At 68.9% G+C, this 12,572-nt stretch carries 11 protein-coding genes and 1 riboswitch; of the genes, 5 read left to right on the top strand and 6 right to left on the bottom strand.

Annotated elements, in window-relative coordinates:
- Nucleotides 1-128: 128 nt before the first annotated feature.
- Genes AC3DE2_RS02640 through metX form a run of 3 tightly spaced genes read right to left on the bottom strand, consistent with a single transcriptional unit; the run spans nt 129 to nt 3,468 of the window.
- Entirely contained in the window at nt 129-1,208 is a 1,080-nt protein-coding gene (locus AC3DE2_RS02640; RefSeq protein ID WP_295377474.1) for a homoserine dehydrogenase family protein, read from the bottom strand.
- On the bottom strand, nt 1,205-2,425 hold the full coding sequence (locus tag AC3DE2_RS02635) for an O-succinylhomoserine (thiol)-lyase (protein ID WP_295377472.1): 1,221 nt from the start codon (nt 2,423-2,425) through the stop codon (nt 1,205-1,207). The genes AC3DE2_RS02640 and AC3DE2_RS02635 overlap by 4 nt, the downstream gene beginning before the upstream one ends.
- Nucleotides 2,422-3,468, bottom strand: coding sequence for a homoserine O-succinyltransferase MetX (gene metX, locus AC3DE2_RS02630; protein ID WP_295377470.1), 1,047 nt, complete (start codon nt 3,466-3,468; stop codon nt 2,422-2,424). Before metX ends, AC3DE2_RS02635 begins: the two co-directional genes overlap by 4 nt.
- 78 nt (nt 3,469-3,546) lie before the next feature.
- Nucleotides 3,547-3,665, bottom strand: a riboswitch (SAM riboswitch).
- Between the two features lie 111 nt (nt 3,666-3,776).
- Between metX and AC3DE2_RS02625 the strand changes: the two genes are divergently transcribed.
- The 5 genes from AC3DE2_RS02625 to AC3DE2_RS02605 all read left to right on the top strand — a co-directional run bounded on the left by AC3DE2_RS02625 (nt 3,777) and on the right by AC3DE2_RS02605 (nt 10,316).
- Nucleotides 3,777-4,865 carry an NHL repeat-containing protein gene (locus AC3DE2_RS02625; protein WP_295377468.1) on the top strand — a complete coding sequence of 363 codons (1,089 nt, stop codon included), beginning with the start codon at nt 3,777-3,779 and terminating at the stop codon, nt 4,863-4,865.
- The gene (locus AC3DE2_RS02620; RefSeq protein WP_295377467.1) at nt 4,862-5,842 is read left to right on the top strand and encodes a M23 family metallopeptidase; all 981 of its coding nucleotides are present in this window, start codon (nt 4,862-4,864) and stop codon (nt 5,840-5,842) included. Before AC3DE2_RS02625 ends, AC3DE2_RS02620 begins: the two co-directional genes overlap by 4 nt.
- Before the next feature lie 65 nt (nt 5,843-5,907).
- Entirely contained in the window at nt 5,908-7,512 is a 1,605-nt protein-coding gene (locus AC3DE2_RS02615) for a peptide chain release factor 3 (RefSeq protein ID WP_295377465.1), read from the top strand.
- A gap of 101 nt (nt 7,513-7,613) precedes the next feature.
- Complete coding sequence (gene trhA, locus AC3DE2_RS02610) at nt 7,614-8,285, top strand: PAQR family membrane homeostasis protein TrhA (protein WP_295377457.1); 672 nt, start codon at nt 7,614-7,616, stop codon at nt 8,283-8,285.
- An 87-nt stretch (nt 8,286-8,372) separates the two neighbouring features.
- The gene (locus AC3DE2_RS02605; RefSeq protein ID WP_488424964.1) at nt 8,373-10,316 is read left to right on the top strand and encodes an AsmA family protein; all 1,944 of its coding nucleotides are present in this window, start codon (nt 8,373-8,375) and stop codon (nt 10,314-10,316) included.
- 3 nt (nt 10,317-10,319) lie between these two features.
- On the opposite strand, the gene AC3DE2_RS02600 is transcribed toward AC3DE2_RS02605, so the two are convergent.
- The 3 genes from AC3DE2_RS02600 to mtgA are packed head-to-tail and all read right to left on the bottom strand — an operon-like array spanning nt 10,320 to nt 12,505.
- Nucleotides 10,320-10,748, bottom strand: coding sequence for a CBS domain-containing protein (locus AC3DE2_RS02600; RefSeq protein WP_295377452.1), 429 nt, complete (start codon nt 10,746-10,748; stop codon nt 10,320-10,322).
- Complete coding sequence (locus AC3DE2_RS02595) at nt 10,708-11,733, bottom strand: glycosyltransferase family 2 protein (RefSeq protein ID WP_488424962.1); 1,026 nt, start codon at nt 11,731-11,733, stop codon at nt 10,708-10,710. Before AC3DE2_RS02595 ends, AC3DE2_RS02600 begins: the two co-directional genes overlap by 41 nt.
- Before the next feature lie 7 nt (nt 11,734-11,740).
- On the bottom strand, nt 11,741-12,505 hold the full coding sequence (mtgA, locus tag AC3DE2_RS02590; protein ID WP_488424961.1) for a monofunctional biosynthetic peptidoglycan transglycosylase: 765 nt from the start codon (nt 12,503-12,505) through the stop codon (nt 11,741-11,743).
- Nucleotides 12,506-12,572: the final 67 nt, after the last annotated feature.

Genomic DNA, 12,572 nt, shown 5'->3' with positions numbered 1-12,572 from the left:
GCGGAACCGTAGAGCGGAGCCAGCTCCGCCGCCTTTCCGAACCCCGTAGCCGGGCAGGCTCGGCTCCACATGGCGCGGAGCTCGCTCCGCCGCGCCTCAACACCCGTCAGCCGAGCAAGCGCCTGGCTCTACGCGGTCGCAGCGATCGCCAATACATCGTCGAGCAGCGCCGCCGCGGTCACTTCCGCACCCGCGCCCGGCCCCTGCACCACCAGCGGCTGATCCGGATAGCGGTCACTGAAGATCGCCACCCGGTTGTCGGTGCCGCCCCCGCCGCACAATGGATGATCCGACGCCAATGCCTGCAGGCCGACACTCGCGCCTTCGGCGTCGAAGCGGCCGAGGAAGCGCAGCTTCTCGCCGTTGCGGTAGGCCTCGCGGAAACGCGCGCCCAGCGGTGCGTCGAACCGGTCCAGCGCGCCGTCCAGCTCGCCGGCCGGCAACGCCGCCAATGCCGTCGGCACCAGCGACTCCACCCGCACGTCCTCCGACTGCAACGGCAGGCCTGCCGCGCGCGCCAGGATCAGCAGCTTGCGGCGCACGTCCTCGCCGGACAGATCGATGCGGGGATCCGGCTCGGTGTAACCCGCCTCGCGCGCCTGGCGCACGAAGCCTGAAAACGGCCGCATGCCGTCGTAGTGATTGAACAGCCAGGCCAGCGAACCCGACAGCACGCCTTCCACCCGGTGGATGCGATCGCCGCCGGCCACCAGCGCGCGCAAACTGCGCAGCAGCGGCAGGCCCGCACCGACCGTGGCGCTGTCGCCGTAATGCGCGCCGGACGCCGCGCGCGCATGCCGGATCGCCTCGGCCCGCGCCAACGTCCCGCCGTTGCCCAGCTTGTTGGCGGTGACCACATGGATGCCGCGCGTCAACCATTCGGCATGCCAGTGGGCCACCGCGTCGCTGGCGGTGGCGTCGACGATGATGTCGCCATCGCGCAACGATTCGGCCTCGGCCCAAGGTGGAAGCCCGGCGTCGCGCGCCGGCGCGTTGCGCGCCGCGTCCAAGGCATTGGAAACCGCCGCGTCGCAGGCCTGCAGGCTGCGCGAGTTGGCCAGCCAGGCGAACTCGGGCAGACCCTCGACACGTTCGCGCAAGCGCTCGTAACGCGCCACGAACGCGCTGCCGACCACGCCGGTGCCCAGCAGCGCCAGCCGCGGCGACGGCCGGCGACGCGCCGCCGGAAGCTGGACGACCGCGCTCATGCGTCGGCGAGTTTTCGGTCGGCCTCCGCGGTCGCGCGCTGCGCGCGCGCCAGGCCGGCGGACAGATCGGCCAGCAGGTCCTCGGTGGCCTCGATGCCTACCGACAGGCGCAACAGGCCATCGGAAATGCCCGCCTTGGCACGCGCCTCGGCGGTCATCGCGGCGTGCGTCATCGACGCCGGATGCGCGACCAGACTCTCGACGCCGCCCAGCGATTCGGCCAGGGTGAAATAGCGCAGCCCTTCCACGAACGCGCGCACCGCCGGCTCGCCGCCGTGCAGTTCCACGCTCAGCATGGCGCCGAAGCCCTTCTGCTGGCGCGCCGCCAGCGCGTGGCCCGGATGCGAGGCCAGGCCGGGGAAATACACCTTCGACACCGCCGGATGATCCTCCAGCAGGCCGGCGATGGCATCGGCGTTCTCCTGGTGCACGCGCAGGCGCGCATCCAGTGTGCGCAGGCCGCGCAGGGTCAGGAAGCTGTCGAACGGCGAGCCGGTCAGGCCCAGCGCGTTGGCCCACCACACCAGCTGCTGGTGGACTTCCGCATCCCGCGCGACCACCGCGCCGCCGACCACGTCGCTGTGGCCATTGATGTACTTGGTGGTCGAATGCACCACCAGGTCCGCGCCGAATTCGATCGGCTTCTGCAGCGCGGGCGAGAGGAAGGTATTGTCGACCACGGTCAGCGCGCCGACCTTGTGCGCGGCCTCGATCACGAAGCGCAGGTCGGTGATGCGCAGCAGCGGGTTGGACGGGGTCTCGATCAGGACCAGTCGCGGCGACTGCGCCAGCGCGTCGGCCAGCGAGCGCGGGTCGGTCAGGTCGGCGGTGATCAGCTCGAAGTGGCCCTTCTTCGCCAGCGCGTTGAACAGGCGCCAACTGCCGCCGTACGCGTCATGCGGCACCACCAGGCGATCGCCCGGCTGCAGCAGCGCGTTGAGCACCAGGTTGATCGCGCCCATGCCGGTGGAGGTGATCACCCCGCCGGCGCCGCCTTCCAGTTCGGCCAGCGCTTCGCCCAGCAGATCCCGGGTCGGGTTGCCGCTGCGGGTGTAGTCGTACTCGCGCTTGTTGCCGAAGCCGTCGAAGCTGAAATTGGACGACAGCACGATCGGCGGGGTCACCGCGCCATAGGCGGTATCGCGATCGATGCCGGCGCGAACGGCGGCGGTGGCGGGACGACAGTGGCTGTCGCCGGCGGCTTCGAACTGGCTCATGCGTTTTCTCCGTTGCCGCGCAGGGCAGTGCTGAGGATCGCGTCGATGCGATCGGTTTCTTTCAGGAAGGCGTCGTGGCCATACGGCGAGCGCAGCACACGCAGGTTGCCCAGCGTGCCCAGCCCCTCGACCAGGGCCACGGAATCGGACAGCGGCACCAGCCGATCACCTTCGACCGCGACCACGGTGGTCGGCACGCGCACGGCGGCCGGCTCGATGCGGTGCAGATCGATGGATTCGGACAGGCGCAGATAGGCGGTCACCGGCGTGCGCGCGACGTACTGCGCGCCGGCGGCGTCCAGGTAATCCTCCGCCGCGCAGCGCACGCGGCCGTGCACGATTTCGGCGGCAGCGTCGAAGCGCTCCTCGAATTCCTCCGGGGTGCGGTAGCTGAGCATGGCGAACTGGCGTGCCAGCGAGAGTCCCTCGGCATCGGCGCATTGCAGTTGGCCCAGGCTGACCGCGCGGCGCTGCAGCGCGCGCCAGGCGGCGGCATAGGGATGGGCGCGGTGCGCGCCGCTGACCGCGACCAGTTTCGCCAGGCGGGCGGGATGGCGCACCGCCAGTTGCAGCCCGACCAGGGCGCCATAGGAATAGCCAACGAACGCATGCAGCTGGCGGATGCCCAGCGCATCGAGCAGGCGGGCGATGGCGTCGGCCTGGTCGGCCGTGTCGATCGGCGCATCGAGCTTGCCGTCCGCGCCGATGAAGTCGATCGCCAGCAGGCAGCGGTGGGCCGGATCCAGCGCGCGGCCGGTGCCGACCAGATCGTTCAACCAGCCCTTCTCGGCGAACGTGGCGCTCGCGGCCAGGTGACGATGCGCGGAAATGCCACCGGCGACCAGCACCACCGGCGCGTCCACCGCGCCGGACAGTTCGTAGCGCAGCCGGATCAGGTGCCTGCCGGCGTGGCGCATGTCCAGTTCCAGCGCGATTTCGCCGCGACGGGCGGTGATGCCGTCCTGGGCGAGGAGGACGGCATCGGCCGTACAGGACGCGGGCACGGAAGACAGGGAAGGCACGGCGGCGGTGGCGAAGCTCATGGCGGTGTCCGATGAAGAGGGGACTTGCGGCCATCGAGCTTTCGCGGAGCTCGCGTTCGCCGTGCAGAGGCACGGTACGAACCATCTTTCGGGCAGACGCAGAGGTCCCCGCAGGATTTGGCACCGACCACGACGCTTGCGCATCGCTGGTTGCCCCGGCTTCTTCGGGCCTGTCCCTCTGCCGGTCTCGATGGTGACCGGCACTTTGCCAGCGCTTTCCAGCGATGTCAATCGCTTTATACGGATGGAGCGATGGATCTCCGGAATGCCCCCTCCCGGCTCCGTGACCCATGCCGCATAATCCTGTCATGACAAGGAAATACCTGTTGATCGGCGCGCTGGCCCTGCTGGCCGGCTGCGCCACCCGGCCCCACCACACCTCCCGCCCGCCGGCGCCGACGCCAACCACCGCCGCCGACGCCATCGTCCCCGAAGCCTGGGTGTCCACTCCGGTTCCGGAAGACGAACTCGACTCGCTGGCCGCCTGGCCGACCGAGGACGGTCACGTCTGGCTGATCGCCACCGCCAAGTCCAGCCATCGCCTGGCGATCTACGACGCCGACACCGGCGAGCGCCTGCGCACGGTCGGCGGGCCCGGGCCGGCTCCCGGCCAGTTCAACCGCCCCAACGGCATCGCCGTGTTCGGCGATCTGCTGTTCGTCGCCGAGCGCGACAACCACCGGGTACAGGTCATGCGCCTGCCCGGATTCACCCCGGTCGCGCAGATCGGCCAGGACGTGCTGAAGGTCCCCTATGGCCTGTGGCTGGACGAGACCGGACCGAACCAGTTGGACCTGTTCGTCACCGACAGCTTCATGGCCGACTTCCGCACCGGCCAGTTGCCGCCGATGTCCGAACTCGATCAGCGGATCAAGCATTTCCGGGTCGAGGAACACGAGGACGGCACGGTGCAGGCGCGCCTGCTCGGCAGCTTCGGCGCCACCGACGAGGCCGGCGCGCTACGCATGGTGGAATCGATCGCCGGCGACCCGGCGCACGACCGCCTGCTGATCGCCGACGAGGATCGCCGGGTCGGTTCCACCCTGCGCGACTACAGCCTGTCGGGCCAGTACCGCGGCTACAGCCTGCCCACGTTCGACGCGGACGCCGAGGGCATCGCGCTGTGGACCTGCGCGCCGGATCGCGGCTACTGGATCGCGGTGGACCAGCTCACGCCCACCCTGTTCCGCGTCTTCGATCGCGCCGACCTCAAGCCGCGCGGCATCTTCCGCGGTGAACAGGTTGCCAACACCGATGGTGAGACCCTGTACGCGGCGTCGACCCGGCGCTTCCCCGCCGGCGCGCTGTTCGCCCTGCACAACGACCAATCGCTGGCCGCCTTCGATCTGCGCGACGTCGCGCGCGCCCTCGACCTCGGAAACGACTGCCTGCCGTGAAGCCCGTCCTGCGCACCGCCCTGCTCTGCCTCGCCGCCACCGTGCTGCTCGGTGGCGCCGTGCCGGGCGAGGCCGCGCGGCTGTACCGCTGGAAGGACAAGCAGGGCTACACCCAGTACGGCGACCGCCCCCCGGAAGCGGGCGAACTGGTGGACGCCAGCGTGGACGTCCTGCGCTTCCACAACCCCCCCAGCGCGCTGGTCCGCCTGCGCCTGGAGCGCAGCGGCATGCGATACCAGGCATGGGCGGACAACCTGCTGCACGGCCCGGTCGAAGTCCGCCTGGGGTTCAAGCGCAACAGCAACGTCATCGCCCAGCCGCTGCTGCCGGCCACCGCGGTGGTGCCGGCGCGCAGCAGCGTGATGGTCGCCAGCATCGCCATGCGCGATCCCATGCGCGGCGGCGATTTCGAACTGTCGCTGGACAGCCTGCCCGGTGATCCGGCCGCCGACGCGCAGGACTACGAATACCGCCTGCCCTTCGAGTACGGGCGGGTGCGGGTGGACCAGGGGCCGGGCGGCAGCTTCAGCCACAACGACACCCAGAACCTCTACGCCATCGACTTCGCCGTGCCCGAGGGGACGCCGATCCTGGCCGCCCGCGAAGGCCTGGTGATGCAGGTGGAATCGGACTTCGACAAGGCCGGGCTGAACCGCGAACGCTTCGGCGGCCGTGCCAACTTCATCCGCATCGTCCACGGCGACGGCAGCATGGCCGTCTACGCCCACCTCAAACCGGAGGGCGTGCAGGTGCGCGAGGGCCAATACGTGCGCAAGGGCCAGCGCATCGGCCTGTCCGGCAACACCGGCTTCAGCACCGCCCCGCACCTGCATTTCGTGGTCCAGGTGAATCACGGCATGGTGCTGGAGTCCATCCCGTTCCGGATGTTCGGCCCGCTCGGCCTGCTGCGGTTCCCGAGCCAGCACGCCGAGTCCCCACCCGTCGGGACCGCGCCGGCGGGGCGGCCCGGCCCGTAACCACCCGACCCGGTATAATCGCCGCCTTTCCCCTGTCCCCCAGCGCCCGCGCGGGCGCCGTCGCCATGTCCGAAGTCGCCACCGAAGCCGCGCGCCGCCGCACCTTCGCCATCATTTCCCACCCTGACGCCGGCAAGACCACGCTGACCGAAAAGCTGCTGCTGTTCGGCGGCGCGATCCAGATGGCCGGTTCGGTCAAGGGCCGCAAGGCCGCCCGCCACGCCACCTCCGACTGGATGGCGCTGGAAAAGGAGCGCGGCATCTCGGTGACCTCCTCGGTCATGCAGTTCCCGTACGAAGGCAAGATCGTCAACCTGCTGGACACGCCCGGCCACGCCGACTTCGGCGAGGACACCTACCGCGTGCTGACCGCCGTGGACTCGGCGCTGATGGTCATCGACGTCGCCAAGGGCGTGGAGGAGCGCACCATCAAGCTGATGGAAGTGTGCCGCCTGCGCGACACCCCGATCATGACCTTCATCAACAAGCTCGACCGCGAGGGCCGCGAGCCGATCGAACTGCTGGATGAAGTCGAACGCGTGCTCGGCATCCAGTGCGCGCCGGTGACCTGGCCGATCGGCATGGGCAGCCGCCTCAAGGGCGTGGTCCACCTGCTGACCGGCGAGGTCCACCTGTACGAGCAGGGGCGCAACTTCACCCGCCAGGACTCGACCATCTTCGCCTCGCTGGACGACCCGCAGCTGGAAGCGCGGATCGGCGTGGAGATGCTGGCCAACCTGCGCGAGGAACTGGAACTGGTGCAGGGCGCCTCGCATCCGTTCGACCTGCAGGCCTATCGCGAAGGCCGGCAGACGCCGGTGTTCTTCGGCTCGGCGGTGAACAACTTCGGCGTGCAGCCGCTGCTGGATTTCTTCGTCGAACACGCGCCCTCGCCGCAGGCGCGCGCCACCACCGGCCGCAGCGTGCAGCCAACCGAGAACAAGCTGACCGGCTTCGTCTTCAAGATCCAGGCCAACATGGATCCGCAGCATCGCGATCGCGTCGCGTTCATGCGCGTGTGCTCGGGCAGGTTCGAAGCCGGCATGAAGGCCTTCCACGTGCGCAACGGCAAGGAGGTCAAGCTCGCCAATGCGTTGACCTTCATGGCCAGCGATCGCGAAATCGCCGCCGAAGCCTGGCCGGGCGATGTCATCGGCATCCACAACCACGGCACCATCTCCATCGGCGACACCTTCACCGAGGGCGAATCGCTGGGCTTCACCGGCATCCCCAACTTCGCGCCGGAGCTGTTCCGCCGCGCGCGCCTGCGGGATCCGCTCAAGCTCAAGCAACTGCAGAAGGGCCTGGCCCAACTCAGCGAGGAGGGCGCGACCCAGTTCTTCCGCCCACTGATGAGCAACGACCTCATCCTCGGCGCGGTCGGCGTGCTGCAGTTCGACGTGGTCGCCTATCGCCTGAAGGACGAGTACGGCGTGGACGCGAGCTTCGAGAACGTCAGCGTCGCCACCGCCCGCTGGATCCGCTGCGACGACGCGAAGAAGCTGGAAGAGTTCCGCGACAAGAACGCGATGAACCTGGCGCTGGATGCCGCCGGCCAGCTGGTCTACCTGGCGCCCACGCGGGTGAACCTGCAACTGGCGCAGGAACGCGCGCCGGCCGTGCAGTTCCTCGCCACCCGCGAACACGCCCACGCCGCGACGGTGGACTGAGCGACGATCCCGCGCGTCACCGCCCCTGTTTTCCGGCTCCATGCTGAAGGCACGGGCGGCGTATGGATGCAGCGCTTGCTGCATTGCGGTAACGTCCGCGCATGACCGCCGAACGCTCCCACCCCCGCGCCGCGCATATCCGTGACGAAATCGCCAGCGCCCTGACCCACGGCCTGGGCGCGATGGCCGCCCTGGCCGGCGGCGCGGTGCTCATCACCCTGGCCGCCATCTACGGTGACGGTTGGCAGCTCGGCGCCTCGATCGTGTTCGGCGTGACCCTTCTGCTGCTGTACACCGCGTCCACGCTCTACCACGCGATCCAGCATCCAATCGCCAAGGGCCGGCTGAAAGTGTTCGATCACTGCGCGATCTACCTGCTGATCGCCGGCACCTACACGCCCTTCACCCTCATCGGCCTACGCGGGCCGTGGGGCTGGAGCCTGTTCGCGGCGATCTGGACGCTGGCCGTGGGCGGGGTGATCTTCAAGCTGTTCTACACCGGCCGCTTCAAGCTGCTGTCCACGCTGATCTACATCGCGATGGGCTGGCTGGTGATGGTGGCGATCAAGCCCATGCTGACCTCGCTCGATGCCTGGACCCTGGGCTGGCTGCTGGCCGGCGGCCTCTTCTATACCCTGGGCACCTACTTCTACCATCGCGAATCGATCCGCTATTCGCATGCGATCTGGCACCTGTTCGTGATCGGCGGCAGCGTCTGCCACTACATCGCCGTCACCGAACAGGTATTGCGGCCGCGCCTGGGCGGTGCCTGAGTGGCGGCTCACGCCGCCTGAACACGCCTGACCGGGCTTGACCCGGCTTTCGCATCCCCTGAACAACCGCGCTGGCTAAGTGGACGCATGAATCGCGTCCCCGCCCGCAAGACGCCATTCCGCTGGCCCAGGCCCTCGCGCCGCACCGGGCTCATCCTCGCGGTGGTGGCGGTCGCCGTGCTGGCCCTATTCCTGCTGTTCGACTGGAACTGGTTCAAGGGGCCGGTCGAACGCCAGGTCCAGGCGCGCACCGGCCGCGAGTTCCGCATCGGTGGAAACCTGGATGTCGATCTCGGCAGGGTGACCACCGTGCGCGCCGATGGCCTGAGGCTGGGCAACGCCGCCTGGTCGAAGGAACCGGCCATGGCCGTGGCCCGGCGCGCCGAACTGGACATCGAAATCTGGCCATTGCTGCGCGGTGAAGTCCGCATTCCCGAGATCCGGCTGCTCGAACCCAGGCTGCGCCTGGAAACCGGTCCGGGGAAACAGGGCAATTGGGATTTCGGGCCCGGTGGCGACACCGACGTCCACTTCCATCGGCTGTGGGTCCGGGACGGACGCCTGCAATACCTCGATGCGGCCGAAAAAACCGACATCGACATCCGCCTGGACAGCGTGGCGCCGCAGGGTGCGCGCAGTGCACCTTCCGTGGCCGTCGAGGGCGGCGGCCACTGGACCGGCGAACCGTTCCGCCTGCAGGGCCACGCCGACTCGCCACTGGCCCTGCGCGACACCCGCCAGCCCTACCGCATCGATCTGCGCGCGCAGGCCGGACCGACCCGTGCGCACGCCCGTGGCACCCTCCTGGATCCGCTGCGCCTGCGCGATTTCGATCTGAAGCTGCGGCTCGCCGGCCGCGATCTGGAGGACCTGTATCCCCTGCTCGGCATCGCCCTGCCGCCGACGCCGCCCTACCAGTTGGATGGCCGTTTCACCCGCGCGGGCGATACCTGGCGCTATGACGGTTTCAGCGGCCAGGTCGGCGACAGCGATCTGGCCGGCACCGCCAGCGTGACGGTCGGCCGGATACGTCCGTTGTTCCAGGCCAACCTGGTTTCGAAACGACTGGATTTCGACGACCTCGCCGGCTTCGTGGGCGCCTCGCCACAGTCCGGTGCCGGCGAGACCAGCAACACGCAGCAGGAAACCCTGGCCGCGCAGCAGCGCGCGCAGGCCCGGGTCCTGCCGGACACGCCCTACGATCTGGCGAAGCTGCGCGCGATGGATGCCGATGTCCGCTGGAAGGCCCATCGCATCAACGCGCCGAAACTGCCCTTGGACGACATGGACGCGCACCTGCGCCTGGAGGGCGGACTGCTGCAACTGGACCCGCTCAACTTCGGCGTCGCCGAAGGCGATATCCGTTCGACCATCCGCATGGATGCGCGCACCGACACCATCCGCACCCGCGCGGACATCGCGGTGCGCCGGCTCAACCTCGGCCGCCTGTTCCCGGATGCCGAGATCACCCGCACGGCCATCGGCCGCATCGGCGGCGACCTCGCCATCACCGGCACCGGAAATTCGATCGCGCGCATCCTCGGCAGCGCCGATGGCGACATCGCGATCGGCATGGGCAAGGGCCAGATCAGCAACCTGCTGATGGAACTGGCGGGACTGGATATCGCCGAGTCGCTCAAGTTCCTGCTGACCCGCGACAAGACCGTGCCGGTGCGCTGCGCGTTCGGCGACTTCGCCGTGCAGGACGGCGTCATGCACGCGCGGACACTGGCGTTCGACACCACCGACACCCTCATCGTCGGCAAGGGCGATATCAGCCTGAAGGAGGAAACCCTGGACCTGGAACTGCGGCCCCGCCCGAAGGATCGCAGCCTGCTGGCGCTGCGCTCGCCGCTGGTGGTCGGCGGCACCTTCCGGGATCCCTCGTTCCGGCCCGACTTCAAGCGGCTGGGCCTGCGCGGCGCGACCGCACTGGCGCTGGGCAGCATCGCGCCGCCCGCGGCGCTGCTGGCCACCCTGGAACTGGGACCCGGCAAGGACGCCGGCTGCGGCGGTCGCTATGCGCGCTGAGGATCAACTGGCGATATAGCGCTGCAGTTGATCCAGCTCCAGTTGCTGGTCCTCGATGACCGCCTTGACCAGATCGCCGATCGAAATCACCCCCACCACGCGATCGCCTTCCAGCACCGGCAGGTGGCGGATGCGATGCTCGGTGACGATCTGCATGCAGCGATCGACGGTGTCGTCCGGCCCCACCGTGACGACCCGGCTGGTCATGATGTCGCGGACCGGCGTGTTGGCCGAGGAGCGTCCCTGCAGCACCACCTTGCGCGCGTAGTCGCGTTCGGAAACGATGCCGCACAGCCTCGCTCCCTGCATGGACAGCACCGCACCCACGCTTTTCTGCGCCATCAGCTTGATGGCATCGAGTACCGAGTCGTCCGGAGAAACCGCGAAAACCTCAGGGCTCTTGGCCCCCAACAGCTGGCGTACCGTGCGCATGACTGCCTCCATGGGAAGGACGATCGGGCTGGCCCAAGGATACTCCTGCCGCGCCGGGTTGCCACTCGTCGATCAGGTACAGCGGACGCTGCTTGGATTCCTCGTAGAGTCGGCCCAGGTACTCGCCGATGATGCCCAGCGCCACCAGTTGCACGCCGCCCAGGAACAGGATGACGGTCATCATGGTCGGCCAGCCGGCCACCGGATCCCCCCACAGCATCGCCTTGACCATCACCCAGATCGCGGCCAGGAACGCCAGCAGCGCGGTCAGCACGCCCAGGTAGGTCGCGGCGCGCAGCGGCGCGGTGGAAAAACTGGTGATGCCTTCCAGGGCGAAGTTCCACAGCCGCCAGAATCCGAAATTGCTGTTTCCCGCCAGCCGCGGCTCGCGCCGGTAGGCGATGGCGGTCTGGCGATAGCCGACCCAGCCAAACAGTCCCTTCATGAAACGGTGGCGTTCGCGCAGTCCGCGCAGCGCCTCCAGCGCGCGCGGCGAAAGCAGGCGGAAATCGCCGGTGTCGGCCGGTATCGGGGTCTTGGACAGCCGGCCGATCAGCCGGTAGAACAGGTGCGCCGTCGAACGCTTCAGCCAGCCCTCGCCCTCGCGGGCGATGCGGGTGCCATGCACGTTGTCGTAACCCTGGCGCCATCGCGCGACAAAATCGGGAATCAGTTCCGGCGGATCCTGACCGTCGGCGTCGAGGATGATGACGGCTCCCTCCAGCACCTGATCCAATCCAGCGGTGAGGGCTGCCTCCTTGCCGAAGTTGCGCGACAGCCGCAGCAGCGATACCCGGCCGTCTTCCTGCGCCAGGCGCCGCATGACGTCCCAGGTACCGTCCGTGCTGCCGTCGTCGACATAGAGGACGCGCCCGCGGATGCCCGCCATCCGATCCAGCGCCGCGGCGATGCGCGGATGCAGGTGTGGCAGGGCATCGGCTTCGTTGCGCGCCGCGATCACCACCGTCAGCAGATCGTCGCTCATGGCCGGCTCAATCCAGATGCTCGAGATAGGCCGCACCACCGATCTGGCGTACCTGGCGCTGGATCCAGTTGGCCCGGCGCTGCACGTACGGACCGGGATTGCGCGCGTTGTAGCGGCGCGGCGCCGGCAGCACCGCCGCCAGGCGCGCGCTTTCGGCCGGCGACAGCCGCGACGCATCCTTGCCCCAGTAGCGGCGGGCCGCCGCCTGGGCGCCATAGACGCCGTCACCGAACTCGGCGATGTTCACGTGCATTTCCAGGATTCGCGATTTCGGCCAGAAGGTTTCGATCAGCAGCGTGTACCAGACCTCGAAACCCTTGCGCACCCAGCGCGAGGGGCGGTTGCTGCCCTGCCACAGGAACAGGTTCTTGGCGACCTGCTGGCTGAGCGTGCTGGCGCCGCGCAGCCGGCGTCCCTTGGCGTTGCTGGCGCGGGCCTTTTCGATGGCCTTGAAATCGAAACCGTTGTGATCGGCGAAGTTCTGGTCCTCGGCCGCGACCACGGACAATGGCAGGCTCGGCGCGATCCGGTCCAGGTCGCGCCACGCATGCTGGAGGCGGAAGTTCCAGTCGCCTTCGCCCCAGGCTTCGATCTGGCGCGCGACCATGAACGCCGACAGCGGAGGATCGACGAAGCGCAGGACCAGCACCTGCAGCACGCTGGCCGCGGCGAACAGGAACGGCAGCGCCAGCAGCCAGCGCCTCCAGCGCCGCCACCGGGAAGTCTTCACGTCCTGGCCTGCCGTCTTGAGGAAGGCCGGGTTCGCCCCCATCGTGATTCCACCCATCGTCATCGCAAGACCGCATTATGCCGATGCGGCCCGTTTTCCCGCACCCCGG

Source organism: Pseudoxanthomonas sp. 68-E7, from assembly GCF_057773145.1.
This window is presented reverse-complemented; position numbering and strand designations above follow the sequence as displayed.